Source organism: Pseudomonas sp. WS 5410 (assembly GCF_012985645.1).
Classification (GTDB): domain Bacteria; phylum Pseudomonadota; class Gammaproteobacteria; order Pseudomonadales; family Pseudomonadaceae; genus Aquipseudomonas; species Aquipseudomonas shahriarae.
The window spans coordinates 194,537-220,723 of record NZ_JAAQWS010000008.1; the positions used below are offsets into that span (position 1 = coordinate 194,537).

General features: G+C 60.8%; 25 protein-coding genes. 18 read left to right on the forward strand and 7 right to left on the reverse strand.

The annotated features are described in order from the left end of the window. The first annotated feature begins 44 nt into the window (after nt 1-44). The 13 genes from HBO24_RS14405 (at nt 45) to HBO24_RS29595 (ending at nt 15,370) form a co-directional block, all read left to right on the forward strand. Nucleotides 45-494, forward strand: a complete 450-nt coding sequence (locus HBO24_RS14405) for a type VI secretion system amidase effector protein Tae4 (protein WP_076963463.1) — start codon at nt 45-47, stop codon at nt 492-494. Next, on the forward strand, nt 494-928 hold the full coding sequence (locus HBO24_RS14410) for a hypothetical protein (RefSeq protein WP_115129292.1): 435 nt from the start codon (nt 494-496) through the stop codon (nt 926-928). The genes HBO24_RS14405 and HBO24_RS14410 overlap by 1 nt, the downstream gene beginning before the upstream one ends. Beyond that, the gene (tssE, locus tag HBO24_RS14415; RefSeq protein ID WP_169960053.1) at nt 922-1,437 is read left to right on the forward strand and encodes a type VI secretion system baseplate subunit TssE; all 516 of its coding nucleotides are present in this window, start codon (nt 922-924) and stop codon (nt 1,435-1,437) included. Before HBO24_RS14410 ends, tssE begins: the two co-directional genes overlap by 7 nt. Continuing rightward, nucleotides 1,434-3,290 carry a type VI secretion system baseplate subunit TssF gene (tssF, locus tag HBO24_RS14420; protein WP_057961025.1) on the forward strand — a complete coding sequence of 619 codons (1,857 nt, stop codon included), beginning with the start codon at nt 1,434-1,436 and terminating at the stop codon, nt 3,288-3,290. The genes tssE and tssF overlap by 4 nt, the downstream gene beginning before the upstream one ends. After that, the gene (tssG, locus tag HBO24_RS14425) at nt 3,254-4,297 is read left to right on the forward strand and encodes a type VI secretion system baseplate subunit TssG (RefSeq protein WP_057961026.1); all 1,044 of its coding nucleotides are present in this window, start codon (nt 3,254-3,256) and stop codon (nt 4,295-4,297) included. Before tssF ends, tssG begins: the two co-directional genes overlap by 37 nt. After that, on the forward strand, nt 4,290-6,953 hold the full coding sequence (gene tssH / locus HBO24_RS14430) for a type VI secretion system ATPase TssH (RefSeq protein WP_170059922.1): 2,664 nt from the start codon (nt 4,290-4,292) through the stop codon (nt 6,951-6,953). The genes tssG and tssH overlap by 8 nt, the downstream gene beginning before the upstream one ends. A gap of 156 nt (nt 6,954-7,109) precedes the next feature. Next, a complete protein-coding gene (locus tag HBO24_RS14435) occupies nt 7,110-9,050 on the forward strand; it encodes a type VI secretion system Vgr family protein (protein ID WP_170059923.1) in 1,941 nt (646 codons plus the stop codon). Between the two features lie 15 nt (nt 9,051-9,065). After that, nucleotides 9,066-9,500, forward strand: coding sequence for a DcrB-related protein (locus HBO24_RS14440; protein ID WP_057440533.1), 435 nt, complete (start codon nt 9,066-9,068; stop codon nt 9,498-9,500). A gap of 12 nt (nt 9,501-9,512) precedes the next feature. Continuing rightward, nucleotides 9,513-13,886 carry an RHS repeat-associated core domain-containing protein gene (locus HBO24_RS14445; RefSeq protein WP_170059924.1) on the forward strand — a complete coding sequence of 1,458 codons (4,374 nt, stop codon included), beginning with the start codon at nt 9,513-9,515 and terminating at the stop codon, nt 13,884-13,886. 3 nt (nt 13,887-13,889) lie between these two features. After that, the gene (locus HBO24_RS14450) at nt 13,890-14,177 is read left to right on the forward strand and encodes a hypothetical protein (protein ID WP_128593294.1); all 288 of its coding nucleotides are present in this window, start codon (nt 13,890-13,892) and stop codon (nt 14,175-14,177) included. Between the two features lie 132 nt (nt 14,178-14,309). Next, on the forward strand, nt 14,310-14,576 hold the full coding sequence (locus HBO24_RS14455) for a barstar family protein (RefSeq protein WP_162947778.1): 267 nt from the start codon (nt 14,310-14,312) through the stop codon (nt 14,574-14,576). Between the two features lie 207 nt (nt 14,577-14,783). After that, nucleotides 14,784-15,098, forward strand: coding sequence for a hypothetical protein (locus tag HBO24_RS14460; RefSeq protein WP_120734352.1), 315 nt, complete (start codon nt 14,784-14,786; stop codon nt 15,096-15,098). Nucleotides 15,099-15,106: 8 nt separating this feature from the next. After that, nucleotides 15,107-15,370: a hypothetical protein gene (locus tag HBO24_RS29595; RefSeq protein ID WP_225923827.1), complete on the forward strand. Its 264-nt coding sequence runs from the start codon at nt 15,107-15,109 to the stop codon at nt 15,368-15,370. 380 nt (nt 15,371-15,750) lie between these two features. Here the strand turns inward: HBO24_RS29595 and HBO24_RS14470 are convergent, their stop codons facing one another. The 3 genes from HBO24_RS14470 to HBO24_RS14480 all read right to left on the reverse strand — a co-directional run bounded on the left by HBO24_RS14470 (nt 15,751) and on the right by HBO24_RS14480 (nt 17,571). Then, the gene (locus HBO24_RS14470) at nt 15,751-16,026 is read right to left on the reverse strand and encodes an HU family DNA-binding protein (protein ID WP_003213368.1); all 276 of its coding nucleotides are present in this window, start codon (nt 16,024-16,026) and stop codon (nt 15,751-15,753) included. Between the two features lie 190 nt (nt 16,027-16,216). Beyond that, entirely contained in the window at nt 16,217-17,365 is a 1,149-nt protein-coding gene (locus tag HBO24_RS14475; RefSeq protein WP_057961176.1) for an FAD-dependent oxidoreductase, read from the reverse strand. A 38-nt stretch (nt 17,366-17,403) separates the two neighbouring features. Continuing rightward, complete coding sequence (locus HBO24_RS14480) at nt 17,404-17,571, reverse strand: rubredoxin (RefSeq protein WP_032856748.1); 168 nt, start codon at nt 17,569-17,571, stop codon at nt 17,404-17,406. Nucleotides 17,572-17,767: 196 nt separating this feature from the next. Here HBO24_RS14480 and HBO24_RS14485 point away from each other — a divergent pair, with 196 nt between their 5' ends. Both HBO24_RS14485 and ubiA read left to right on the forward strand, forming a co-directional pair. Beyond that, nucleotides 17,768-18,331 (forward strand): chorismate lyase, encoded by a 564-nt coding sequence (locus tag HBO24_RS14485; RefSeq protein WP_170059925.1) that lies wholly within the window; start codon nt 17,768-17,770, stop codon nt 18,329-18,331. Beyond that, a complete protein-coding gene (gene ubiA / locus HBO24_RS14490) occupies nt 18,331-19,221 on the forward strand; it encodes a 4-hydroxybenzoate octaprenyltransferase (RefSeq protein ID WP_057440536.1) in 891 nt (296 codons plus the stop codon). Before HBO24_RS14485 ends, ubiA begins: the two co-directional genes overlap by 1 nt. Before the next feature lie 56 nt (nt 19,222-19,277). On the opposite strand, the gene HBO24_RS14495 is transcribed toward ubiA, so the two are convergent. After that, nucleotides 19,278-19,658, reverse strand: coding sequence for a hypothetical protein (locus HBO24_RS14495; protein ID WP_057444223.1), 381 nt, complete (start codon nt 19,656-19,658; stop codon nt 19,278-19,280). Between the two features lie 152 nt (nt 19,659-19,810). Here HBO24_RS14495 and phoB point away from each other — a divergent pair, with 152 nt between their 5' ends. The 3 genes from phoB to HBO24_RS14510 all read left to right on the forward strand — a co-directional run bounded on the left by phoB (nt 19,811) and on the right by HBO24_RS14510 (nt 23,467). Next, nucleotides 19,811-20,500: a phosphate regulon transcriptional regulator PhoB gene (phoB, locus tag HBO24_RS14500; RefSeq protein WP_003176964.1), complete on the forward strand. Its 690-nt coding sequence runs from the start codon at nt 19,811-19,813 to the stop codon at nt 20,498-20,500. Between the two features lie 81 nt (nt 20,501-20,581). Next, nucleotides 20,582-21,868 carry a phosphate regulon sensor histidine kinase PhoR gene (gene phoR / locus HBO24_RS14505; RefSeq protein ID WP_178112044.1) on the forward strand — a complete coding sequence of 429 codons (1,287 nt, stop codon included), beginning with the start codon at nt 20,582-20,584 and terminating at the stop codon, nt 21,866-21,868. Nucleotides 21,869-22,126: 258 nt separating this feature from the next. Further along, on the forward strand, nt 22,127-23,467 hold the full coding sequence (locus HBO24_RS14510; protein WP_057440537.1) for a hemolysin family protein: 1,341 nt from the start codon (nt 22,127-22,129) through the stop codon (nt 23,465-23,467). A gap of 28 nt (nt 23,468-23,495) precedes the next feature. On the opposite strand, the gene HBO24_RS14515 is transcribed toward HBO24_RS14510, so the two are convergent. The 3 genes from HBO24_RS14515 to phoU all read right to left on the reverse strand — a co-directional run bounded on the left by HBO24_RS14515 (nt 23,496) and on the right by phoU (nt 26,169). Next, nucleotides 23,496-24,173 (reverse strand): M23 family metallopeptidase, encoded by a 678-nt coding sequence (locus HBO24_RS14515; protein ID WP_057961179.1) that lies wholly within the window; start codon nt 24,171-24,173, stop codon nt 23,496-23,498. A 166-nt stretch (nt 24,174-24,339) separates the two neighbouring features. Beyond that, nucleotides 24,340-25,239, reverse strand: a complete 900-nt coding sequence (locus HBO24_RS14520) for a response regulator (protein WP_057961180.1) — start codon at nt 25,237-25,239, stop codon at nt 24,340-24,342. A gap of 168 nt (nt 25,240-25,407) precedes the next feature. Further along, nucleotides 25,408-26,169: a phosphate signaling complex protein PhoU gene (gene phoU / locus HBO24_RS14525; RefSeq protein ID WP_057961181.1), complete on the reverse strand. Its 762-nt coding sequence runs from the start codon at nt 26,167-26,169 to the stop codon at nt 25,408-25,410. Nucleotides 26,170-26,187 lie beyond the last annotated feature (18 nt).

Genomic DNA, 26,187 nt, shown 5'->3' on the forward strand with positions numbered 1-26,187 from the left:
GTGCTTGCTCGAATTTCGACCTTCCTCTTTTCGGTATCTGAGTCATGGCCAAACCTTCGTTTATTAATTTGTGGAACAGCTATCCGCGCTACACCTATGCCGACCCCGCGTGCAACGATGGCTGGGCAAACCAGTGCGCCATTCGCGTGAGCATCGCGCTGTGCGGCGAACGCACGCTACCGGTCAACTCGTCGACCTATAACCTCGGCCCGCTCTGTGTGCACGGACACGCCCGAGGCGCAGAATCGCTGGCGCACTGGCTGTCGAAAAAACGCCAGCTCAGCCCACCAAAGACCTATACCACTAGCGTGGCCGACCGCGCCATATTGCGGGGCAAGACCGGCATCATTTTCTTCAAGGACTGCTACCAGACCAATACAGATCGGGCTGGCCGGCCCACTGGCGACCATATCGACCTGTGGAACCGTGGCCTGACCAAGAGTGGTGATCTGTCCTCAAGCGCCAAGGAAATCTGGTTCTGGGAGCTTTTGTAATGCGCAGGCCTTTTATTGTTGCAGTCCTGGCCGCGAACCTAGTGAGCCTGAGCGCATGCGCGGCAGAAGACGCACCTACGCCAACCGCTTCCACACAAGCGATGTTTGTCGGCCAGCCCCTGAGCCTGATGGACGACCAAGGTCGCTGCACACTGGTCAAGCCCGACCAGACTCGCATGCAGTTAGACATGGAATGGCCTTGCAGCTTCAGCCTGGATGCACAGCAGAAGCTGCGGGTAGAGACGTTCAACAACACTCCGATTTTTGCGGTCTGGCGTAGCGAAAAAATGCCTGCGCCCAGCCATGACTGCCTGAGCAAGATGCAAGCTGTTCGCCAGTTTCAGGGGACTTTTGAGGCAGGGGCAGTTAGCACCTTTGCGGCCTGCGGCTCGGGTGGTGACCAAAAAATGTATGTAGCGCCCTTTACGTGGTAACCGAAATCGCCACCCGCGACCGCCTGCAACCGTCCCTGTTGGACCGGTTGACCGACGACGAGCCGAGCAATCCCAAGGAAAGCGCGGACAAGCGCGTGCTGTCCCTGACCCAGCTCAAAGCCTCGGTGCTGCGGGACCTGGCGTGGCTGCTCAATACCACGTCGCTGCTCAGCGCCGATGCCACGTTGCACACCCCGGCGGGGACGTCGGTGATTAATTACGGCCTGCCGGCGCTGGCGGGCAACAGTGCATCGAGTGTCGATATCAGTGCTCTGGAAGCCCTGATCTACCAGGCGATTGCCACCTTCGAGCCGCGCATCCTGCGCCACACCCTACGGGTCAAGGCGCGCGTGGCCCATGGCGAGATGAATCACAACGCCCTGAGTTTCGAGATCGAAGGCGACCTGTGGGCGCAGCCGGTGCCCTTGCGCCTGCTGCTGCAGACCGACCTGGACCTGGAGTCCGGCCATGTACGCGTGGTCAATGCCGACCAGCGGAGACGCCCATGAACCCGCGCCTGCTGGAGCTGTACAACCAGGAACTGCACCATGTGCGCGAGAGCGCTGCGGAGTTCGCCAAGGAATACCCGAAGATCGCCAGCCGGCTGACCCTGTCCGGCATGGACTGCGCCGACCCGTACGTCGAGCGTTTGCTCGAAGGCTTCGCTTATCTCACCGCCCGGGTGCAGCTCAAGCTCGATGCCGAGTACCCGACCTTCACCCACAATCTGCTGGAAATCGCCTACCCGCACTACCTGGCGCCGACCCCGTCGATGACCGTGGTGCAGCTGCAGGCCGATCCCGATGAGGGCTCCCTGGCCAGCGGCTTTCCACTGCCTCGCGACACCGTATTGCGTGCCGCCCTGGGCCGCGAAACCCAGACCTGCTGTGAGTACCGCACCGCGCACCCGGTGATGCTGTGGCCGTTGCAGGTCAGCCAGGCCGATTACTTCGGCAACCCGTCCGCCGTGCTCGGGCGCCTAGCCGCCAGCGAACCCAAGGCCAAGGCCGGTTTGCGCCTGACCTTGCGTACCGGCGCCGAGTTGCCCTTCAACAGCCTGGCCCTGGACAGCCTGCCGCTGTACCTGAGCGGCGCCGATGAGCAACCGTTCCGCCTCTACGAGCAGTTGCTCGGCAATGTTTGCGCGGTGTTTGCGCGCCAGCCCGGCGGTGACTGGGTGGAGCGTCTGCCACAGGACGCACTGCGTCCGCGCGGGTTCGACGACGCCGAGGCGGCGATGCCAGTGGTATCGCGGGCGTTCCAGGGTTATCGCCTGTTGCAGGAATACTTCGCCCTGCCCCATCGCTACCTGTTCGTCGAGTTCGCGGAACTGAGCCGCGCGGTACGACGCTGCGATGGCCAGGAGTTGGAGTTGATCGTGCTGTTCGACCGCCACGACCCGAGCCTGGAAGGCAGTGTGGGGGCCGCGCAATTCGTGCCGTTCTGCACCCCGGCGATCAACCTGTTCCCCAAGCGCGTGGACCGGATTCACCTGTCCGAACGGGTCAACGAGCACCATGTGATTGCCGACCGCACCCGGCCCATGGACTTCGAGATTCACTCCCTGAGCGGCATCACCGGCCATGGCACCGGGCCGGAACAAGCCTTTTTGCCGTTCTACGCCGTGCGCGATCCGTCGCGCTACGGCCGCGACCAGAGTTATTACAGCGTGCGCCGCGAGCCGCGCGTGCTATCCAGCGACCAGCGGCGCAATGGCCCGCGCTCCACGTATGTGGGCAGCGAGACCTTTGTCAGCCTGGTCGACAGTCAGCAGGCGCCCTACCGCCACGACCTGCGCCAACTGGGCGTGACCGCGCTGTGCACCAACCGCGATCTGCCGCTGTTCATGAGTGTGGGCAACGGCAAGACTGACTTCACCTTGTCCGACAGCGCCCCGGTGCTGGCCGTGCGCTGCGTCGCCGGACCCAGCCGTCCGCGCGCCAGCCACGCCCATGATGCCAAGGCCTGGCGGCTGATCAGCCAGTTGTCGCTCAACTACCTGTCCCTCAGCGAGGGCCAGGGCGCCGCCGCGTTGCGTGAACTGCTGCGCCTGTATGGCGACAGCAACGACGCCGCCCTGCAACTGCAGATCGAAGGCCTGCGCGAGGTCAGCAGCAAAGCGGTGACCCGCCGCCTGCCGATGCCCGGCCCGATCGTGTTTGGTCGTGGCCTGGAGATCACCCTGGAATTTGATGAAAACGCGTTTCGCGGCACCGGCGTGTTCCTGCTCGGTGCGGTACTGGAACGGTTCCTGGCGCGTTATGTGTCGATCAACAGTTTTACCGAGACGGTGATCCGTACCACCGAACGCGGCGAGATCATGCGATGGAAAGCCAAGCCCGGACGTCGTCCGACCCTGTGAGTACCCTGGAGGCGATGCACCAGGAGCCCTGGGAATATGACTTCTTCCAGGCGCTGCGCCGTATCGAGTGCGAATCGCCGGACTTGCCGCGCCTGGGCCATTCCCTGCGCCTGGCCGATGACCCGTTGCGCCTCGGACAACAGGCCGATTGCACCTTCGCCCCGGCCACCCTGGCGTCGGTAGCGCCCGGCGCCGACGGCACGCCTGCGCGCCTGGAGCAGTTCTTTTTTGGCCTCGGCGGCCCCAATGGCCCGCTGCCGCTGCACATCACCGAATACGTGCGCGAACGCCAGCGCAACAACGCCGACAGCACCAGCAAGCGCTTCCTGGATGTGTTCCACCACCGCCTGCTGACCCTGTTCTACCGGGCCTGGGCCGAAGCACGGCCGACCGTCAGCCATGATCGGCCCGACGATGATTACTGGTCCGCACGCCTCGCCGCCTTGAGTGGCCGGGGCATGCCCAGCCTGCTCGACCAGGGCCTGATCCCCGACACCGCAAAGCTGCATTACAGCGGCCACCTCTCGGCACAAACCCGCTACCCGGACGGCCTGAAGGCGATTCTCGGCGAGTATTTCGGCCTGCCGGTGGAGATTGAAGAGTACGTCGGCCAATGGCTGGAGCTGCCCGAGCGCAGCCGGGTCAGCGTCAGCGCCAATCAGTTGGGCGTGGACTTCTGCCTGGGCAGCCATGTGTGGGACCGCCAGCATAAATTTCGCATTCGCCTGGGCCCGCTCATGCTGGACGACTACATGGGCATGTTGCCCGGCAGCCAGCCGTTCAACGAACTTGTGGCCTGGGTTGCCGAGTACCTGGGCCATGAACTGGACTGGGACTTGAACCTGGTTCTGCAACAACCCGAAGTCCCGGCACTGCAACTCAACGGCCAGTTCCGCCTGGGCTTCAACACGTGGCTCGGCCAACCCGGGCACGACGCCAACGACCTAATCCTGGCCCGGCATTACGCCGATCAGGCCACCACCTCAAGGAATTCAGAGCATGGGTGAAATCAGTCGCGCCGCACTGTTCGGCAAACTCAACAGCGTGGCCTACAAGGCCATCGAAGCCGCCACGGTGTTCTGCAAATTGCGCGGTAACCCCTACGTGGAGCTGGCCCACTGGTTTCACCAGTTGCTGCAACTGCAGGACTCGGACCTGCATCGCATCATCCGCCAGTTCAACGTCGAGCCGGCGCGCCTGGCCCGCGACCTCACCGAAGCCCTGGACCGCCTGCCCCGTGGCTCGACCTCGATCACCGACCTGTCGTCCCACGTGGAAGAAGCAGTAGAGCGCGGCTGGGTGTACGGCAGCCTGATGTTTGGCGAAAGCCAGGTGCGTACCGGCTACCTGGTGCTGGGCATTCTGAAGACGCCGAGCCTGCGGCATGCGCTGCTGGGTTTGTCGGGGGAGTTCGACAAGATCAAGGCCGAGGCCCTGAGCGAGCGCTTTGATGAATATGTCGGTGATTCGCCGGAAAACGCCCTGAGCGCCAGTGACGGTTTCAACGCCGGTGCCGTGCCGGGCGAAGCCAGCGGCGCCATGGCGCCGAGTGCCATGGGCAAGCAGGAAGCCCTCAAGCGTTTCACCGTGGACCTCACCGAGCAGGCGCGCAGCGGCAAGCTCGACCCGATCGTGGGGCGTGACGAAGAAATTCGGCAACTGGTGGATATCCTGATGCGTCGACGCCAGAACAACCCGATCCTCACCGGTGAGGCGGGGGTGGGCAAGACGGCGGTGGTCGAAGGTTTTGCCCTGCGCATCGTCGCCGGCGACGTGCCGCCGGCGTTGAAGGACGTAGAACTGCGCAGCCTGGATGTGGGCCTGCTGCAAGCCGGCGCCAGCATGAAAGGCGAATTCGAACAGCGCCTGCGCCAGGTCATCGAAGACGTCCAGGCCTCGCCAAAACCGATCATCCTGTTTATCGACGAAGCCCACACCCTGGTCGGTGCCGGTGGCGCCGCCGGCACCGGTGATGCAGCCAACCTGCTCAAGCCGGCCCTGGCCCGTGGCACCTTGCGCACGGTGGCGGCCACCACCTGGGCCGAGTACAAGAAGCACATCGAGAAAGACCCGGCCCTGACCCGCCGCTTCCAGGTAGTGCAAGTGGCCGAGCCGTCGGAAGACAAGGCGCTGCTGATGATGCGCGGCGTGGCCTCGACCATGGAAAAACACCACCAGGTGCAGATCCTCGATGAAGCCCTGGAAGCCTCGGTGAAGCTGTCCCACCGCTATATCCCGGCACGCCAGTTGCCGGATAAGTCGGTGAGCCTGCTGGACACCGCCTGCGCCCGCGTCGCCATCAGCCTGCACGCGGTGCCGGCCGAGGTGGACGACAGTCGCCGCCGTATCGAAGCCCTGGAAACCGAGCTGCAAATCATCGCCCGTGAGCATGCGATCGGCATCGCCATTGGTGCACGCCAGAGCAATAGCGAAGCCTTGCTGAGCGCCGAGCGCGAGCGCCTGGCAACGCTGGAAAGCCGCTGGGCCGAAGAGAAAACCCTGGTGGACGAGCTGCTCGCCACCCGGGCGACCCTGCGCGAGAAGGCTGGTGCTGTCGACAGCGGCAACGACGAGTTGCGCGCACAACTGGTGGACCTGCAACAGCGCCTCAGCGCCCTGCAAGGCGAAACCCCGCTGATCCTGCCGACCGTGGATTACCAGGCCGTGGCCTCGGTGGTTGCCGACTGGACCGGCATCCCGGTGGGCCGTATGGCGCGCAATGAACTGGAGACGGTGCTCAACCTCGACCAGCACCTGAAGAAACGCATCATCGGCCAGGACCACGCGTTGCAGATGATCGCCAAGCGCATCCAGACCTCCCGCGCCGGCCTCGACAACCCGAGCAAGCCGATTGGCGTGTTCATGCTGGCCGGCACCTCCGGCGTGGGCAAGACCGAAACCGCCCTGGCCCTGGCCGAAGCCATGTACGGCGGCGAGCAGAACGTGATCACCATCAACATGAGCGAGTTCCAGGAAGCCCATACCGTGTCGACCCTCAAAGGTGCGCCACCGGGCTATATCGGCTATGGCGAAGGCGGCGTGCTGACCGAAGCCGTGCGGCGCAAACCCTACAGCGTGGTGCTGCTGGACGAAGTGGAAAAAGCTCACCCGGACGTGCATGAGATTTTCTTCCAGGTCTTCGACAAGGGCGTGATGGAGGACGGCGAAGGCCGGGTGATCGACTTCAAGAACACCTTGATCCTGCTGACCACCAACGCCGGCACCGAGCTGATTTCCCACGTCTGCAAAGACCCGGCAAACGTGCCCGACCCGGAGGACATCGCCAAGGCGCTGCGCCAGCCACTGCTGGAAATCTTCCCGCCGGCCCTGCTCGGGCGCCTGGTGACGATTCCGTATTACCCGCTCAGCGACGTGATGCTCAAGGCGATCACCCGCCTGCAACTGGACCGCATCAAGAAGCGTGTAGAGAACACCCACAAAGTCGCGTTCGACTACGACGACGCGGTGATCGACCTGATCGTCTCGCGCTGCACCGAAACCGAAAGCGGCGGGCGGATGATCGACACTATCCTCACCAACAGCCTGCTGCCGGACATGAGCCGCGAGTTCCTCACGCGCATGCTCGAAGGCAAGGCACTGGCCGGGGTACGGATCGGCACGCGGGATAACGAATTGCACTACACCTTCAGCGACACCGAATAACCTGACGAAGTGCAATCCAAATGTGGGAGCGGGCTTGCTCGCGAATACGGTGAGTCAGTCGCCGGATGTATCAACTGATACACCGCATTCGCGAGCAAGCCCGCTCCCACATCGGATTCGGTTTCTTCAGTTATTAAGACACTTACGGGACAACCGATGCTTTTCAACCAAGCCTCACGCCTGGCCAAGATCACCAGCCCCCTGGGGCCGGATGTGCTGCTGCTCAATGAAATGGGCGGTGACGAAGAGTTGGGGCGGCTGTTCAGCTACGAGCTGCAACTGAACTCGCTGGACGCCAATATCGATCTCAACCAGTTGCTGGGCAAGCCGATGAGCGTCAGCCTGCAACTGGCGGATGGCGGCGCGCGGTATTTCCATGGGCTCGTCGCACGCTGCAGCCAGAACATCGACCAGGGCCAGTTCGCCAGTTACCAGGTGACCCTGCGCCCGTGGTTATGGCTGCTGAGCCGCACCTCCGACTGCCGGATTTTCCAGAACCTGAGCATCCCGCAGATCATCAAGCAGGTGTTCCGCGACCTGGGCTTTTCCGACTTCGAAGATGCCCTGAGCCGGCCGTATCGCGAGTGGGAATACTGCGTGCAGTACCGCGAGACCAGCTTCGATTTCGTCAGCCGCCTGATGGAACAGGAAGGCATCTACTACTTCTTCCGTCACGAGCAGGACCGCCATGTGCTGGTGCTGGCCGACGCCTATGGCGCCCACGCCACGGTGCCTGGCTACACCTCGGTGCCCTACTACCCCAAGGACGAGCAGCAGCGCGAACGCGACCATATGCACAACTGGCACCTGGTGCAGCAAGTCCAGCCCGGTTCCCTTGAGCTCAACGACTACGACTTTCAGCGCCCCAGCGCCAGCATCGACGTGCGCTCGGCCATGCCGCGCCCGCACACCGCCGGCGACTATCCGCTGTACGACTACCCCGGCACTTACGTCAAAAGCGAAGACGGCGAACACTACGCACGCACCCGTATCGAAGCCCTGCAAACCCTGCACGAACAAGTGGAGTTCAGCGGCAACGCCCGGGGCCTGGGCTCCGGCCATTTGTTCAGCCTCACCGGCTTCAGCCGCCGCGACCAGAACCGCGAGTACCTGATCCTCGGCGCGCGCTACTACATCACCCAGGAGCGCCTGGAATCAGGAGGCGGCGCGGCGTCGGCGCAGTTCGACAGCAGCCTGACCTGCATCGACGCTCAACAGAGCTTCCGTCCGCTGGCCAACACCCATCGGCCCATCGTCAAAGGCCCGCAGACCGCACTGGTGGTCGGGCCCAAGGGCGAGGAAATCTGGACCGACCAGTATGGCCGGGTAAAGGTGCATTTCTATTGGGACCGCCACGATCAGTCCAACGAAAACAGCTCCTGCTGGATTCGCGTCTCGCAATCCTGGGCCGGCAAGAACTGGGGTTCGATGCAGATCCCGCGCATCGGCCAGGAAGTGATTGTGAGCTTCCTTGAGGGCGACCCGGACCGGCCGATCATTACCGGGCGGGTGTACAACGCCGAACAGACGGTGCCCTACGACCTGCCGGAAAACGCCACCCAGAGCGGGATGAAAAGCCGCTCCAGCAAGGGCGGCAGCCCGGCGAACTTCAATGAAATCCGCATGGAGGACAAGAAGGGCCTGGAGCAGCTGTACATCCATGCCGAGCGCAATCAGGACATCGTGGTGGAGGTGGATGAAAGCCACTCGGTGGGGCATGACCGCAACAAGAGCATTGGGCATAACGAGACGGTGACCATTGGCAATAACCGCCTGCGCATCGTCAAGCAGGAAGACGTGCTCTCCGTTGGCCAGAAGAAGACCGACAGCATCAGCCAGAGCTATGTCATCGAGGTCGGCGAAAACCTGCGCCTGGTGTGCGGGGAAAGCATCCTCGAGTTGAACGCCAGCGGGCAGATCAACCTCACTGGCGTGCAAATCAGCTTCTACGCCAGCGGCGACGCCGAATTCAACACCGGCGGCGTGCTGCACCTCAACAACGGCGGCGGGCCTGGCGCCACACCGGATGGCCAAGGCATAAAAACCAGCATCGACGCCAATATCAAAGCCGCATTCCCCGCGCCTAAAAGCTCCTGACGAGACCTGTTTGCCATGACGTACCGCATCAACGAATTCCAATTTCAACTGCCCGCCGGCGAGCTGCAGGACGCGACGATCAATATCCTCAAGTTTCCGGAACTGGGGACTTCGCTGATCGTCAGCCGCAGCTTGCTGGCGGAAGGCGAAACCTTGCACAGCAACTTCGACGACCAGCTCAAGCGCCTGGAAAAACAGGTGCAGGACCTGCGCTGCCTACCCAGCGTGCCGGTACGCCTGGGCGCCGCCCAGGAGGTCGAAGGGATCGAGCTGCGCAGCCAGTTCAACAGGGGCAACGACAAGGTGTTCCAGTACCAGTTGGCCCTGGTGTTGCCGGGGACGCGCAAGATGCTTGCCTTGAGTTATGTAAAGGCCGACAAGCTTGGTGATGCTGAGGCGGCGCATTGGGCGATCATCAAAAACTCGTTGTCGTTCGACGTGCCTGCGTGATGGGCATCCTGCATGTCTGACGCGTTATGGGCCGCCCGAATGGGCGATGCCATGGACCACACGTCGATGATGGCCGACATTCTCGGCGGCGTGCTGGAGGTGGCGGCGAACATCGCGATTACGGCGCTGGCCACCGCTGCAGTAGTCGCCGCCACCGGGATCACGGTTGTCACGGGCGGGCTGGGGTGCTTCCTCCTCGGCGCGGTCGTGGGCGTGGTCGTGGGGCTTGCGATGAGCAAGAGCGGGGCCGACAAGGGCCTGAGCAATTTATGCGAGGGCATCGGCAACGCGCTGTTCCCACCGACGGTGCAGGCCAATATCCTCACCGGTTCCTTCGACACGTTTACCAATAACATCCCCTCGGCCCGTGCCGCCGGGGCGGTTGTGTCCCATGTGGCACCGGCCGGTACCGAGCTGGAAATGCAGGCGCCGGAAGAAGCGCCTGAAGCCGAAGCCAGTTACCTGGACATGGCAGGCGAGTTCTTCTCACAGATGTGGCGCCCCACCGTGGCTTCACCTGCGCCAGGCACAGAGACCAAGCCCGAAGACCTGGTGCTTTGCATGAAGCACCCACCGATGCCGCCACAGTTCATGGCCGAAGGCTCGGCCAAGGTGACCATCAATGGTCAGCCCGCGGTACGCAGTGGTGACCGCAGCACCTGCGATGCGAAAGTGGTGTCCTCCGGGCTGATCTCCTCCGACGTCACCATCGGCGGCGGTTCGGTGGTGGTGCGCGAGATTCGCAGCGGCAAGACCCCGGGGGTCGGGCTGGCCGTGACGGTGCTGCTGATGCTCAAGGGGGGCAAGGGCAAGTTCTTCAGCAAATTGCCGTGCATGCTGGTTGGCGGGGCGGTGTCGATGGCCGTCAGCAGTGCCATGGGTGCTGCGGCCAACGCGGCCATGGGCTCGTCGAACCCGGTACATGCGGCCACCGGGGCCAAGGTGCTCGGCGGCGATGACGAGCTGGATTTCGTTCTGCCCGGCCTGTTGCCGATTGACTGGCAACGCGTCTACAACAGCCGCGACGAACGCCAAGGCAGCCTGTTCGGCGCTGGCTGGAGCGTGCCGTATGAGATGTGCGTTGAAATCCAGCCCCACCCCGAAGGCGGCGATACGCTTGTCTACACCGATGAACAGGGCCGGCCCATCGACATGGGCACCATCCCCTTGGGCGGCGCGGTGTTCAGTGCCGGTGAAGGGCTTGCTGTACGGCGCCACTGCGATGGGCCGTTACTGATTGAAAGCGACGATGGTGTGTATCGCCTGTTCGAAGCCACCCCGGCAAACCCGTCGCGGCTGCGCCTGAGCCAACTGGGTGACCGCAACGACAACCGCATCTACCTTGATTATGACGAGGCCGGAAGCCTGGTGCGGCTGCGCGACACCTTCGACCTGGTGCAGGTCGAACTGATCCGCGACCCGCTCCACGTAACCCGCATCGAGCGCGTGTACCCCGATCAACGCCGAGAAGTGCTCGTCAGCTATGGTTACGACGCCATCGGCAACCTGGCCGAGGTACGCGATGCCAGCGGCCAGGTGCAACGGCGCTTCGCCTACGACACCGGGCAGCGCATGGTGGAACACCAACTGCCCACCGGCTTGCACTGCTTCTACGAGTGGGCCCTGATGGATGGCCAGGAATGGCGGGTGGTCAAGCACTGGACCAATGAAGGCGATGCTTACCGGTTCGACTATGACCTGCTGGCCGGCACCACACGCATTACCGACAGCTTGCAGCGTGTCAGCACCCGGCACTGGAACAGCCAGCACCAGATTACCCGCTACAGTGACAACCTCGGCCAGACCTGGCTGTTCGAATGGAACGACGAGCGTCAATTGCTCAACGCCACCGACCCTCAGGGCGGCCGCTATGAATACAGCTACGACGAGGCCGGCAACCTCATCGGCGAAACCGACCCACTGGGGCGCAGCGACTCGACGTTATGGCTCGAGCACTGGGCCCTGCCGTTGGTGCAAACCGACGCCGCCGGCAACAGCTGGCGCTACCGCTATGATCAGCGCGGCAACTGCACCGTCGCCATTGACCCGCTGGGCCATGTCACCCGTTATCGCTATGACGCCCATGGCCAAGTCGTCGAGATCATCGACGCCACGGGCAAAAGCAAAAAACTGCGCTGGAACCCGCTCGGGCAACTGCTCGAGCACATCGACTGCTCGGGTTACCCGACACGGTTCAGCTACAACGAACAGGGCTTTTTGCAAGTCATCACCGACGCCCTCGGCGAACGTACCCAATTCCACTATGACGCCCAAGGCCGCCTGCTCAGCAGCCAATTACCCGACGGTCGTCGCGAGCAGTACCAGCGAGATATCAGCGGCCAACTGACGGCTTACACCGACCCGGCCGGCCACACCACACACTATCAACACAACCGTCGCGGCCAGGTGCGCCAACGCACCGACGCCCATGGCCGGCAGGTGCAGTTCGGGTATGACAGCTTTGGTCGGCTGCAGGCGCTGATCAACGAGAACGGCGAACGTTATCGGTTTGTCTGGGATGATGGGGATCGGTTGACGGAGCAGCAAGATCTCGACGGCAGCGCCAAGCGCTACAGCTACGACCGCCTGGACAACGTCACCACCATGACCGCCCTGGCGGCACCTTACGGCACAGGCATGGCCGTGGTCCCCGAGACGCCGCCCGCCCCCATCGTGCATCGACTGGAACGCGATGCGGTTGGCCGATTGATTGCCAAAACCACCGAAGATGGCCGTACCGACTACACCTACGATCCATTGGACCAGCTTACGGACGTGTCCTTCACCGACCTGCAGGGCAATGCCCAAGCCTTGAGCTTTGCCTATGATGCGGTTGGCCAATTGCTCACCGAACGCAGCTCGGCCGGCGAACTGCAGCACCACTACGATGAACTCGGCAACCTGATCCAGAGCCAACTGCCGGACGGCCGCTGGCTCAACCGCCTGTACTACGGCAGCGGCCATCTGCACCAGATCAACCTCGACGGCCAACTCATCAGTGACTTTGAGCGCGACCGCCTGCACCGCGAAGTCCTGCGCACCCAAGGCCAGATCAGCACCCGCAGCGAGTACGACCGCAGCGGCCGCCTGCGCGCGCGCCAACGCCGCCACACCAGCCAGCCGGCGTTGTTGCCGGCGGCGGTACAGAAGCACTTCGAATACGACCCCGCCGACAACCTGATCGGCAAGCTCGACCAGCAACCCTCTACGCAGCATCGCCAACTGCTGCACTACGACGCCACCGGCCGCGTCATCGCCAGCCAGGACAGCCTGCACGGCCAGCGCGAAACCTTCGCCTACGACGCGGCCGCCAACCTGTTGGACGGCCCACAGTCCGGGGCCGGGCTGGTGGTGCATAACAAGCTGCTGACCTATCAGGACAAACGCTACCGCTACGATGCCTTTGGCCGGATGATCGAAAAACGCAGCGGCGCCCGTGGCGTACAATACTTTGCCTACGACGCCGAAAGCCGGCTGATTGAAGTGCGCAATGAAGGCGGCAGCGTGGTGCGCATGGCCTACGACCCGCTGGGCCGACGCATCGGAAAAACCGAACATGACAGCAATGGCTATCCACTGGGCGAAACCCAGTTCATGTGGGACGGTTTACGCCTGTTACAGGAGCAAAAGCACAGCCAGACCAGCCTTTACCTCTATGAAGACGAAGGCTACCAACCCCTGGCCCGCGTCGATGGCATCGGGGCGCTGCAAAAAATTCGCTATTACCACAACGACCTCAATGGCTTGCCGGAGCAACTGACCGAGGCTGATGGGCACACCCTGTGGCAGGCGACTTATCGGGTGTGGGGCAATACCGTGGAGGAGGTGCGGGAGCCTTACTTTATTGAAGAGCAGAACCTGAGGTTCCAGGGGCAGTACCTGGATCGGGAGACGGGGCTGCATTTCAATACGTTCAGGTTTTATGATCCGGATGTGGGGCGGTTTACTACGCCGGATCCGATTGGGTTGGCGGGAGGTCTAAACACCTATGCCTACTCACCCAACCCATTCATGTGGTCAGACCCCTTGGGCCTGGCAGCCTGCGCCAAGAAAGTGGACGCCCTGCGTAACGGCCCTCAAAAAACCGTCGTAAAAGTGAAAACTAAAAAAGAAGCGAACGAGTTATTGAAAGAAGCATTTCCAAACAGCCAAAAAGTCAGAGGCATAGGATCGCAAGACGCCCAAGGTATAAGAAAGAAAAACAAGATGGACCAATTCAAAAAGAGAGATGGAAAAGTACGATACAGAAAAGATTACCCCATTAATAAAGAAACAGGTCGTGTTTATGGCCACGACGATCCGAAAGGTACAGGCCACGGTGAACTACCGCACGTCAACATTAAGCGCGCCGATGGCACAATGGTCCGCATTGATATTACAGGTTAGAGTATGAACAATCTCATAGAGGCACTCAACGCTGGGAAACGCCGAGGCTACGAGGAAAGACGTGAAATAGATGGGGCCTCATTTCTATTTCAATACGCCATAAAAAAACAGAACAATCTGTATTACACCTATTTTTTCTCAATAGACGAGTCCCAAATGGAAGTCATTGAAGATGATGAAAACGAAGAAATACTGACATTTCCGAGTCTCGATGAAGCATTGAGTCACTTAATCAGCAGAGGTGCCATAGTGGAGAAACTTTCAGCCATCAAAAACACCTTGCCTTTTTAAGAGCAAAGTGGCCAGCTGATAGTAAGCGAGCAAACTTACCAAAGGGGAAAACGGGACTATTTTATTTAAAGTCCATTACACTCCAATCCCCATGATTTCATTCATAGAAATCAACCTTGGCAGGTGAAATTTGTGAATATAAAAGAGATTATTGAACTGGACTTTTCTAAAATAGAAGGCGTGGATCAACTGTACGTAGCTCTTGCTGAAAAAATCGGGTTCCCTGAGGACTATGGCAAAAATGTCGATACAGTAATTGACTGCTTATTTGGTTTACGCTATCCCGAGGATAGGTATGACCATAATAAATTCAGACCTAACAGAAAAATAACAACTCATACAAAAAACATCACGAACGCTCAAAAACAAACGACAGAATCACTTATTCTTATCATTTAATTCGTAAATTACAAATGCCAATTCAAAGAAACTCCCGCATTAACCTTTTTACTCCTTGAGCGCTGCCCCTTAAAATTCTCAATTATTCCGCCGGGCACAGGAAAAAGCTTAAATATTTATTTAAGATATTTAGAGATAACCTGACAGATCACGATCCTCATTTGATAAAGTGCTGTGATATTCGTCCCGTCCAACACGGAAATTTTTATGCCCCTTGACTTTATGGCAGCAGAAAATCAGAAAGACATTAATGAGAACACTCCAGTTTTTTGCTTGAGTGAATCTACCCATGGCGCTCTTATGGGCGCATCAGCACCAAGAAAAGATTTCCCAAAGACGCACAAATTTTCTGATTATTACGCCGACACAAGTATTCTATTCGGCGAAATTCTACCTTTAGTGACTGAAATCGAAAAAGCGACAAAGTTAAAAAACTTAAACTCCAGCGAATTGAAAGATCTAGTCAAGTTCCTTCAAAGTGCTTATAGCAAAAAACTGAATGTTTTTATTTATTGCGACTAACCCAATTCATGACGGATCTGACAGCACCTAAGCCCGGCGATTTATTTTACTTTCCGGCCGTCAATGCAAACGATGAACCGGGCTTCGTGATCGCACGCTACATTGAGCTCATACCACCAGCGCTCGGCCATTTGATCGAGGTGTTCGCCCATTTTTGTACAAAGATCCCTGCCTCTATCGAGGATAGTAGACACGTCGCGCCGATTATTCAGGCCGATATTCTGCAGCCTGCGCTCGTCGGGCATTCCAAGCTGGAAGATACTTTTCAGTGATCCGGGGTATAAAAAACCCAACTCCCATTACGAGAAAATCCAATTTGCCTTTATAAAGGCGAATCTGGATGGGTGGTATCAGCCATCCAGCGACCGCAGAACAACTTTCGGGGATAGAGCATTCCCTCTGTTGGCGAAGGGACCATGTTGTTTTTCGCGTAATTACTCATCTACGAGAAGCCATCGGGGAAAACGAATGCATGGGGCACTTTGATTTACCGGAAGACTTGCGAGCTGATAGAAACATTGCACTTGAACGTGTAAACAAGGCAGCGTACAGCATGCAGTTGCTGTTCAAGAGCAAATAAAAATGGGCACCCAACCCAGTCAGCGTGCCCATTTTTCATACCTCCCCGCCTCCCTTCGAGACGGTGCCGTGCTTACGGGTTGACGCTATCTTTAAGCGACTTGCCCGGTTTGAACGCTACGGTGTTGCTCGCCTTGATTTTCACCGGCTCACCGGTTTGCGGGTTTTTGCCGGTGCGGGCGCCGCGGTGGCGCTGCAGGAAGGTGCCGAAACCAACCAGGGTGACGCTGTCCTTGCGGTGCAAGGCGCCAGTGATTTCTTCAAGAACGGCGTTGAGGACGCGGTTGGCCTGTTCTTTGGTCAGGTCTGCTTTTTCTGCAATGGCGGCTGCGAGTTCTGGTTTACGCATAGGTGAAGCCTCTTTGACGGTTTTTTGTTGTTATGTCCGTGCTGCTCTCTGCTGGAGCAGCGCCAAGGCGCCGCAGGCTCTACTCTGCGGCAGACGGGAGTGAGAATGGCATGCCATTGGTGCCTGCGCCAGTCTCGCGGCGACCTTTCTAGGGGGAAAAAGGTGCTTATTCCGACAGAACGACCAGCATTTACGCCAGCAGAGGCGGAAGTTCCTTATTTAGGGCCAGTTTTTCCATGACCGCAGTGCCCGTCAGGGCGTAACCCAGCAGGCGCCCGCTGGCATCGCGGCACAAGGCCTTGATGTCACCGCCCTGCCCTTCGACGCTCCACACGCCTTCAAGGCCCCGTGGTGGCGGCGAGACTACCAGTGGGCACGCCGGGGTTTTCACCGTGACGGGCATCGGCCCGTAGTTGACCGCCGTGGCGTTGCCCGCCAGGGTCTGGGCCAGGGCGCGGGCGCAGCTCATCAGGGGCATGACGTACAGCAGGTTTAGGCCATCGACCTCGGCGCAGTCGCCCAGGGCGTAGATATTGGCGTGGGAGGTCTTGAGGTGGCGGTCAACCATGATTCCACGGTTGATTTGCAGGCCGGCCGCAGCCGCCAGGTCCACCCGTGGGCGCAAGCCAATGGCGGAGACCACCAGGTCGCACTCGATCACCGTGCCATCGGACAGATGGGCTTCCAGGCCGTCCACCGTGCGTTGCAGGCGGTTGAGCACCGGCCCCAGGTGGAAGCGTGCCCCAAGGCCTTCCAGCCCGGCTTGCACTGCTGCGGCCGCGGCCGGGTGCAGCAGGGTCGGCATGACTTGCTCGCACGGTGCCACCAGATCGATGGTGTAGCCGCCCAGGATCAAGTCGTTGGCAAACTCACAGCCGATCAGGCCCGCGCCCAACAGCAGCACACGACGCTTGCCGGCAGCGGCGTGGCGAAAGCGCGCGTAGTCTTCCAGGTCGTTGATCGGGAAAATCAGATCAGCGGCATCGCCCTCGACCGGTACCTGTACCGTCTGGGCGCCCCAGGCCAGGATCAGGTCGCGGTAGACCACCGCCTCCTCGCCGATCCACAGGCGCTTGTGGCCAGGGTCGATGCCGCTGATGCGGGTATGGGTGCGCACTTCGGCCTTGAGTTGCTCGGCCATCGCGCCTGGGGTCGCCATGCTCAGGCCATCGGCGTCCTTGTTTTTGCCAAAGCCGGTGGAGAGCATGGGTTTGGAGTAGGAACGCCCGTCATCCGCGGTGATCAGCAACAACGGAGTTTCGCTGTCGAGTTTACGAAACTCCCGAGCCAGGTTGTAACCGGCCAAGCCCGTACCGATGATCACGACAGGTGCGCTCATTCCATTCTCCTTGTAGTACGTTTCTTAAATTCAGCGAATCAACCGATTTCGATCATTTCGAAATCCATTTTGCCGACGCCGCAGTCCGGGCACAGCCAGTCTTCCGGGACGTCCTGCCACAGGGTGCCGGGGGCGATCCCGTCATCCGGCCATCCGTCCGCTTCGTTGTAGATCAGGCCACAGACTACACATTGCCACTTCTTCATTACTTACTTCCTCAGGGTCCAGGCGTACTGGCCGACAGTCGATAGATCCAGCATTGCTGTGCGGCTCAGGGCGTTTTGTACTGATCGGGGCGCCCAGATGCAAGCACGTTCGACCCAATGTCCTGGCGCAACCCGGCAAAAATCCGGGTGAGCATGGTAAGCTCGGCGCCTCATTAACTGCCAATAATGACTCCCCGTGCCGCATTCGATTGCCGTTCCCGATGCTTGCCAATGGCTGAACCAGAGCCTTCTGCACCCCCTGCCTCCGCCTCCTGCCCTCGACTGGCTGTTCGATGAGGGCTCTCTGACCCGCCGCCTGACGCACCTGTCCAACGACGGCTTCAGTGTCACGCCATTGTACGAAGGCTGGCAGCCCCTGCGAGACGACGAATGCGCCGCCCTCGACCTACCCGTCGCCAGTATTGGCTGGGTGCGCGAGGTGTATTTACGCGGTCACGGCCAGGCCTGGGTCTTCGCCCGCAGCGTTGCAGCGCGCAGTGCCTTGCAGGGCGATGGCTTGCATATGGATGAGTTGGGCAGCCGCTCCCTGGGTGAGCTGCTGTTCTGTGACCGGGCCTTCAGCCGCCAGGCCATCGAAGTCTGCCATTACCCACGGGCCCGGCTGCCGAAGGCAGATCAGGCCAGTGGCTTATGGGCGCGGCGCTCGCGTTTTGATCGCGGGGCGTTGAGCGTGTTGGTGGCGGAAGTGTTCCTGCCGAGCCTGTGGCAAGCGGTGCAGCAATCTGCGGAGAATGGCTGATGTACCAGCGCCTGCTCCAATCCCTGAACCGCCTGAACCCACGGGCCTGGGACTTCGTGCAACTGACGCGGATGGACAAGCCCATCGGCATCTATCTGCTGCTGTGGCCCACCCTCTGGGCGTTGTGGATTGCCGGCGAGGGCTCGCCTTCGTTGAGCAATATCGTGATCTTCGTGCTCGGCGTCGCGCTGACCCGAGCCGGGGGTTGCGTGATCAATGACTGGGCTGACCGCAAGGTCGACGGCCACGTGAAGCGTACCGCGCAACGCCCGTTGGCGAGCGGCAAGATCAGCTCGAAAGAAGCCCTGGTGTTTTTTGCCGTATTGATGAGCATCAGCTTTGTGCTGGTGCTGCTGACCAACGCCGCGACCATCTGGCTGTCCCTGGGCGGCCTGGCGCTGGCGGTCAGCTACCCGTTCATGAAGCGCTACACCTATTACCCGCAAGTGGTGCTGGGCGCGGCGTTTTCCTGGGGCATGCCCATGGCGTTTACCGCCGAGACCGGCAGCCTGCCAGCCATTGCATGGTTGCTGTATATCGCCAACCTGCTGTGGACGGTGGCCTACGACACCTATTACGCGATGACTGACCGCGACGACGATTTGAAAATCGGCGTCAAATCCACCGCGATCCTGTTTGGCGATGCCGACCGGATGATCATCCTCACCCTGCAGGGTTTGGCGCTGCTGTGTCTGCTGCTGGCGGGCTCACGCTTCGAGCTGGGCGGTTGGTTCCACCTGGGGTTGCTGGCGGCAGCAGGGTGTTTTGCCTGGGAGTTCTGGTACACCCGGGATCGGGACCGGATGAAGTGCTTCAAGGCGTTTTTGCACAACCATTGGGCAGGGCTGGCGATCTTCCTCGGGATTGTCGCTGACTACGCCCTGCGATAAACGTGGCGAGCGGGCCGCACCCTCATCACGAGGAGCCCGCATGCCACAGTAATGGCTTAGGGTTTGGCGATCTTCCAGGCGCCGTCCATTTTGCCGTCGCCGGTCGCGTCGCCAGCTTTTTTGTCCATGATGAAGGTGTACAGCGGCTTGCCGCCATAGGCCCACTGGCTGGTGTTGTCGTCACGGGTGATCACGGTCCACTTGCCCATCGGTTTATCGGTGGACTCGGCCTTCAACGGCGGCCAGTTGGTCGCGCACTTGTCATTGCACATGGACTTGCCGTCGGCATCCTTGGCGAAGGTGTAGAGGGTCATCTCCTTGTGATCCACCAACATCCCGTCTTTAGTCATGGCGGGCTCTGCCGCGAAAGCCAGTGTTGGCAGGGTCAACGCCGCTGTGACCAGCAGAGCTTTCCAGGAAAAAGTACGTTGATTCATCGGAACCTTCCTTTTGCGGTTGTCAGGATTCGGACTCAAAGCGTAGTTCAGGACCACGCCTATTGCGCAGGCCAGTAAAATACTGTCACACGACTGCAATAATTCCGTTATCTAATGCGGCGCAAGACAGTTAAATGACAAGAGGACTTAGCATGGTTGGCAGGAGCATTCTGATCGTTGACGACGAAGCGCCCATTCGCGAAATGATCGCCGTTGCGTTGGAAATGGCCGGCTATGACTGCCTGGAGGCAGAGAACTCCCAGCAGGCCCACGCCATTATCGTCGACCGCAAGCCGGACCTGATCCTGCTGGACTGGATGCTGCCCGGCACCTCCGGCATCGAATTGGCCCGACGCCTCAAGCGCGATGAGCTGACCGGGGATATCCCGATCATCATGCTCACCGCCAAGGGCGAAGAGGACAACAAGATCCAGGGCCTGGAAGTCGGCGCCGACGACTACATCACCAAGCCATTTTCCCCACGGGAACTGGTTGCCCGCCTGAAGGCCGTGCTGCGCCGTGCCGGCCCGACCGATGGCGAGGCACCGATTGAAGTCGGTGGCCTGCTGCTGGACCCGATCAGCCACCGCGTGACCATCGACGGCAAACCTGCCGAGATGGGCCCCACCGAATACCGCCTGTTGCAGTTCTTCATGACCCACCAGGAGCGCGCCTACACCCGCGGGCAATTGCTCGATCAGGTGTGGGGCGGCAATGTGTATGTCGAGGAACGCACCGTGGACGTGCATATCCGCCGCCTGCGCAAAGCCTTGGGCGATGCCTACGAGAATCTGGTACAAACCGTGCGCGGTACCGGTTATCGGTTTTCCACCAAGGGCTGAGCCAACCCCACCCAGACTTAACAGCCGACAAGGACGCATGTTCAAGTGAATCAAAACTGGCATGGCACCCTGATCCGCCACATGCTCTTGCTGGTCACCGGCTGCCTGTTGGTGGGCCTGATCAGCGGCTACTACGGCTGGAGCCTGGCCATTGGCCTGGGCCTTTACCTGGGCTGGACCCTCAAGCAATTGCTGCGCCTGCACGAATGGCTGCGCCAGCACAAACCCGACGAGGCACCACCCGACGGCTACGGCCTGTGGGGCGAGGTGTTTGACAGCATCTACCACCTGCAACGCCGCGATCAGCGGGTACGTGGCCGCCTGCAGGCGGTGATCGACCGGGTCCAGGAGTCGACTGCCGCGCTCAAGGACGCGGTGATCATGCTCGACAGCGACGGCAACCTGGAATGGTGGAACCGCGCCGCCGAGACCCTGCTGGGCCTGAAGACGCCCCAGGACAGCGGCCAGCCGGTGACCAACCTGGTACGCCATCCGCGCTTCAAGGAATACTTCGAGCAGGAAAACTATGAGGAAGCCCTGGAAATCCCCTCGCCCACCAACGACCGGGTGCGCATCCAGCTGTACCTCACGCGCTACGGCAACAACGAGCATTTGATGCTGGTGCGCGACGTCACCCGCATCCATCAGTTGGAACAGATGCGCAAGGATTTCGTCGCCAACGTCTCCCACGAATTGCGTACGCCCCTGACCGTGATCTGTGGCTACCTGGAGACGCTGCTGGACAACGTCGAAGAGGTCAACCCGCGCTGGAGCCGTGCCTTGCAGCAAATGCAGCAACAAGGCTCACGCATGCAGACCCTGCTCAACGACCTGCTGCTGCTGGCCAAGCTGGAAGCCACCGACTACCCCTCGGACAACCACCCCGTGGCCGTACAGGGCCTGCTGCAGACCATCAAGAACGATGCCCAGGCCCTGTCCGGCGAGCGCGGCCAGATCATTACCCTGGAAGCCGACCCATCGGTGCTGCTCAAGGGCAGCGAGGGCGAGTTGCGCAGCGCCTTTTCCAACCTGGTGTTCAACGCCGTGAAGTACACCCAGGACAAAGGCACGATCCGCATCCGCTGGTGGGCCGATCACCAAGGGGCGCACCTGAGCGTGCAGGATTCGGGGATTGGTATCGACAGCAAGCACTTGCCACGCCTGACCGAGCGTTTCTACCGCGTCGACTCCAGCCGTAACTCCAACACCGGCGGCACCGGGCTGGGCCTGGCGATCGTCAAGCATGTGTTGCTGCGTCATCGGGCCCGCCTGGAAATCAGCAGTGTGCTGGGCCACGGCAGCACCTTTACCTGCCACTTCGCGCCGACCCAGGTCACCCATGCGCAAACAATCGCGGTGAAGGATTAATCTGAAAATACCCCCCACCGCCTGTGGGACCGGGCTTGCCTGCGATAGCATCACCTCAGTGCTTCTGTAAGCGCCAGGCGCCTGCATCGCAGGCAAGCCAGCTCCCGCATAAGCCCGCTGCAGCAGGCATTCACGGTTCCACCCGGCAGCCGCCACTAGGCAAGCGCCCCTTCAGCCGCTACATTGCCTGACTTGTGCCCGCCCTTGAGGCACAGCCATCACCCCTTTTTGAATACACGGAACCCGCAAAACCCCATCATGGACCCTTCCCCTGGTATCACCCTCGCGACACTCTTCGCCGATTTCGGCATGATTCTTTTTGCACTGATCCTGGTACTGCTCAACGGTTTCTTCGTTGCGGCGGAATTTGCCATGGTCAAACTGCGCGCCACCCGTGTCGAGGCGATCGCCCACACCAATGGCTGGCGCGGGCAGATCCTGCGCACCGTACACAGTCAGCTCGACGCCTACCTGTCGGCCTGCCAGCTGGGTATCACCCTTGCGTCCCTGGGCCTGGGCTGGGTCGGTGAGCCGGCCTTCGCGCACATTCTGGAGCCGATGCTGGGCGCCATGGGCGTCGAATCGGCCGAAGTGATCAAGGGTGTGTCGTTCTTCGCTGCCTTCTTCGTGATTTCCTACTTGCACATCGTGGTCGGTGAGCTGGCCCCCAAGTCCTGGGCCATTCGCAAGCCCGAGTTGCTGTCGTTGTGGACGGCGGTGCCGCTGTACCTGTTCTACTGGGCCATGTACCCGGCGATCTACCTGCTCAACGCCAGCGCCAACGCGATCCTGCGCATCGCCGGCCAGGGCGAGCCCGGCCCGCACCACGAGCACCACTACAGCCGTGAAGAGCTCAAGCTGATCCTGCACTCCAGCCGTGGCCAGGACCCGAGCGACCAAGGCATGCGCGTGCTGGCCTCGGCCGTGGAAATGGGCGAGCTGGAAGTGGTGGACTGGGCCAACTCGCGGGAAGACCTGGTGACCCTGGACTTCAACGCGCCGCTCAAGGAAATCCTTGCACTGTTCCGCCGCCACAAATTCAGCCGCTACCCGGTGTACGACCCGGTGCGGGGTGAGTTTGTCGGCCTGCTGCACATCAAGGACCTGCTGCTGGAACTGGCGGCCCTGGACCATATTCCCGAGTCGTTCAACCTGGCCGAACTGACCCGCCCACTGGAGCGCGTATCCCGGCACATGCCGCTGTCGCAACTGCTCGAGCAGTTCCGCAAGGGCGGCGCGCACTTTGCCCTGGTAGAGGAAGCCGACGGCAACATCATCGGCTACCTGACCATGGAAGACGTGTTGGAAGTGCTGGTGGGCGATATCCAGGACGAACACCGCAAGGCCGAGCGCGGCATTCTTGCCTACCAGCCGGGCAAGCTGCTGGTGCGTGGTGATACGCCGCTGTTCAAGATCGAGCGCCTGCTGGGCATCGACCTGGACCACATCGAAGCCGAAACCCTCGCCGGCCTGATCTACGACACCCTCAACCGGGTGCCGGAAGAGGAAGAAGTGCTGGAAGTGGAAGGCCTGCGGATCATCATCAAGAAGATGAAAGGCCCGAAAATCGTGCTGGCCAAGGTCCTGATGCTCGACTGAGCCCCTGTAGGAGCCGGCTTGCCGGCTCCTACAACCCCGACGCAAAGTTGGGCAAGGCCTGTACCGGCTGCGTGAACTCATACGGAATCGACACCCACCCCGCCCCCGTATCGCGCTGCACCACAAAATGCAGGTGTGGCCCGCTGCTGTTGCCGGTATTGCCCGACAGCCCCAGCAGGCTGCCCACCCCCACGCGCTGCCCGTCCCTGACGCTGACCGACCCTTGCTTGAGGTGCAGATACACGCCCTGGGTGCCGTCATCGTGCAACACCCGCACGAAGTTGCCCGAAGGGTCACTGCCGCGCCCGGCTTGGTTGTTCTCGGTCTTCACCACCAAGCCGCCCCGCGCAGCGATGATCGGCGTGCCCTCAGGCATGGCGATATCCATGGCGTAGCGACTCTTGACGTCAGAGTGACTGAACGTGCCCCCAGGGCCCTGGGTCAGGCGGAACGGACCGCCACGCCAGGGCAAGGAGTAACGTTGGAACTGGGCGGGCCGCAGGTGACGTGGCGGCTGAGGATCAAGCGCCTGGCGCTTTACCGGCGCCACCCGGCGCTCCTGGAAGACAAACGCCTGGGCGCCAGGAGTCTTCTGGTCGCTGAAAAACACCACGCCACGGGCATCGGTGGAACGATAGAGGGTCATGGCCAGGGTCGATGAGGCGACCGCGCACAGGCCACAAAACAACATAAAACGCACAAGCATCGGATAAACCTGCCGGGTATGACTGAACGGCAGGCTAGCAAGGGTTCATGACAATGTTGTGTGGACTAACGACCCCTGTAGGCGTCGGCTTGCCTGTCACTGATGCAGCGACAGACAGACCGAGATCGCTGGCAAGCCAGCGCCTACAGGTGATCGAGGTTTTGCTTCAGGCACCCGGCACAAAATGCTTCTGCGCGGTGCCTCGGGCAATCAGCCGGGAGATGTAGTCGAGCTTCTGCGCGTCCTGGTCGATAAAGCGGAAGGTCAGTTGCAGCCAGTCGCTGTCAGGGCGCGGCTCGTAGGCGACGATGGCGTGCAGGTAGCCGTTGAGGCGTGCGGTTTCGGCGTTCTCGCCTTGTTCAAGGTCGAGCACCGCGCTTTCCAGCACTTGTGGCAGGACGTCGCCCCGGCGTACCACCAGCAGCGCCTCCTTGATGCTCAGGCCCTTGATCACACATTGCTGGGTGCCACTGGACAGGCGCAGTTGGCCCTGGCCGCGACCGCTGGCGGCCGAGGGGGCGGCGGTGGGCTGCACTGCCGGGCTGTTGAGCAAACCTTTGCTCGGCGCGGCCACCGGGGCCGGCTTGACCGCTTCGGGCTTGCCGCCGGTCAGGGCGCTGAGGGAGTCGTTGCCAAAGGCCGAGTTCATCTTGGTCGGCGCGCTGGCCAGCAAGGCGTCGAGGCGGCCGATCTTGTTCAGGGCCTGCTTGACCTTGTTCAGCAATTGCTCGTTGGTGAACGGCTTGCTGACATAACCGGAGACGCCGGCCTGGATGGCCTGGACCACGTTTTCCTTGTCGCCGCGGCTGGTGACCATGACAAACGGCATGGACTTGAGCTGAGGCTGCTCACGGCACCAGGTCAACAGTTCCAGGCCAGACATTTCCGGCATTTCCCAGTCGCACAGCACCATGTCGAAGGTTTCGCGCATCAGGATGGCCTGGGCCTTTTTGCCGTTCACCGCATCTTCAATCTTGATACCGGGGAAGTAGTTACGCAGGCACTTCTTCACCAGGTCGCGAATAAACGAGGCGTCATCCACCACCAATACACTGACTTTACTCATCGACCCTTCATCCTCTCAAAACCCCGGCAAGCAAAACGCTTAACTGATGGCATTTTGCCAAAAACTCGTCAGTCACGCCGGGACTTTACAGCCGCCCGCAGCGCAAAACTCATACGCCACAAACGCAAACGCCCGACCAGAGGTCGGGCGTTTATTTCTCGGGCAATCTTACTTATCGTCAGATTCGGCCGGAACATTAGGGATTTGATCGGCTGTGCCTTCAACTTCGGCTTTCATGCGCTTGAGGCCCATGTGCCGTACGTCGGTGCCGCGCACCAGATAAATCACCAATTCCGAGATATTGCGCGCGTGGTCGCCGATCCGCTCCAGGGAACGCAGCACCCAGATGATGCTCAACACCCGCGAGATAGAGCGCGGGTCTTCCATCATGTAGGTCGCCAGCTCACGCAGGGCGGTCTTGTACTCGCGGTCGATGATCTTGTCGTACTGGGCCACGGACAATGCCAGGTCGGCGTCAAAGCGCGCAAAGGCATCCAGCGCGTCGCGCACCATGTTGCGCACCTGGTCGCCGATGTGGCGCACTTCGACGTAACCGCGTGGCGCTTCACCTTCTTCGCACAACTGGATAGCGCGACGGGCGATTTTGGTGGCTTCGTCGCCGATACGCTCGAGGTCGATCACCGACTTGGAAATGCTGATGATCAAACGCAGATCGGACGCCGCCGGCTGGCGACGGGCGAGGATGCGCAGGCATTCCTCGTCGATGTTGCGCTCCATCTGGTTGATCTGGTCGTCGATCTCGCGCACTTGCTGGGCCAGGCCCGAGTCGGCCTCGATCAGCGCGGTGACCGCGTCGTTGACTTGCTTCTCCACCAGCCCGCCCATGGCCAGGAGGTGGCTGCGCACTTCCTCAAGCTCGGCGTTGAACTGCGCGGAGATGTGGTGGGTAAGGCCTTCTTTACTAATCATGTTGGCGTCCTTGGAGCG

Coding starts and splice junctions, on each gene's coding strand:
- ubiA (WP_057440536.1), top strand. CDS start 18,331: ATGTACCAGCGCCTGCTCCAATCCCTGAACCGCCTGAACCCACGGGCC.
- HBO24_RS14440 (WP_057440533.1), top strand. CDS start 9,066: ATGACGTACCGCATCAACGAATTCCAATTTCAACTGCCCGCCGGCGAG.
- HBO24_RS14510 (WP_057440537.1), top strand. CDS start 22,127: ATGGACCCTTCCCCTGGTATCACCCTCGCGACACTCTTCGCCGATTTC.
- tssH (WP_170059922.1), top strand. CDS start 4,290: ATGGGTGAAATCAGTCGCGCCGCACTGTTCGGCAAACTCAACAGCGTG.
- tssF (WP_057961025.1), top strand. CDS start 1,434: ATGAACCCGCGCCTGCTGGAGCTGTACAACCAGGAACTGCACCATGTG.
- HBO24_RS14435 (WP_170059923.1), top strand. CDS start 7,110: ATGCTTTTCAACCAAGCCTCACGCCTGGCCAAGATCACCAGCCCCCTG.
- HBO24_RS14495 (WP_057444223.1), bottom strand. CDS start 19,658: ATGAATCAACGTACTTTTTCCTGGAAAGCTCTGCTGGTCACAGCGGCG.
- HBO24_RS14410 (WP_115129292.1), top strand. CDS start 494: ATGCGCAGGCCTTTTATTGTTGCAGTCCTGGCCGCGAACCTAGTGAGC.
- HBO24_RS14460 (WP_120734352.1), top strand. CDS start 14,784: ATGCCCCTTGACTTTATGGCAGCAGAAAATCAGAAAGACATTAATGAG.
- phoR (WP_178112044.1), top strand. CDS start 20,582: ATGCTCTTGCTGGTCACCGGCTGCCTGTTGGTGGGCCTGATCAGCGGC.
- phoU (WP_057961181.1), bottom strand. CDS start 26,169: ATGATTAGTAAAGAAGGCCTTACCCACCACATCTCCGCGCAGTTCAAC.
- HBO24_RS14520 (WP_057961180.1), bottom strand. CDS start 25,239: ATGAGTAAAGTCAGTGTATTGGTGGTGGATGACGCCTCGTTTATTCGC.
- HBO24_RS14480 (WP_032856748.1), bottom strand. CDS start 17,571: ATGAAGAAGTGGCAATGTGTAGTCTGTGGCCTGATCTACAACGAAGCG.
- HBO24_RS14445 (WP_170059924.1), top strand. CDS start 9,513: ATGTCTGACGCGTTATGGGCCGCCCGAATGGGCGATGCCATGGACCAC.
- HBO24_RS14515 (WP_057961179.1), bottom strand. CDS start 24,173: ATGCTTGTGCGTTTTATGTTGTTTTGTGGCCTGTGCGCGGTCGCCTCA.
- HBO24_RS14405 (WP_076963463.1), top strand. CDS start 45: ATGGCCAAACCTTCGTTTATTAATTTGTGGAACAGCTATCCGCGCTAC.
- HBO24_RS29595 (WP_225923827.1), top strand. CDS start 15,107: ATGACGGATCTGACAGCACCTAAGCCCGGCGATTTATTTTACTTTCCG.
- HBO24_RS14450 (WP_128593294.1), top strand. CDS start 13,890: ATGAACAATCTCATAGAGGCACTCAACGCTGGGAAACGCCGAGGCTAC.
- HBO24_RS14470 (WP_003213368.1), bottom strand. CDS start 16,026: ATGCGTAAACCAGAACTCGCAGCCGCCATTGCAGAAAAAGCAGACCTG.
- HBO24_RS14475 (WP_057961176.1), bottom strand. CDS start 17,365: ATGAGCGCACCTGTCGTGATCATCGGTACGGGCTTGGCCGGTTACAAC.
- tssG (WP_057961026.1), top strand. CDS start 3,254: ATGGAAAGCCAAGCCCGGACGTCGTCCGACCCTGTGAGTACCCTGGAG.
- phoB (WP_003176964.1), top strand. CDS start 19,811: ATGGTTGGCAGGAGCATTCTGATCGTTGACGACGAAGCGCCCATTCGC.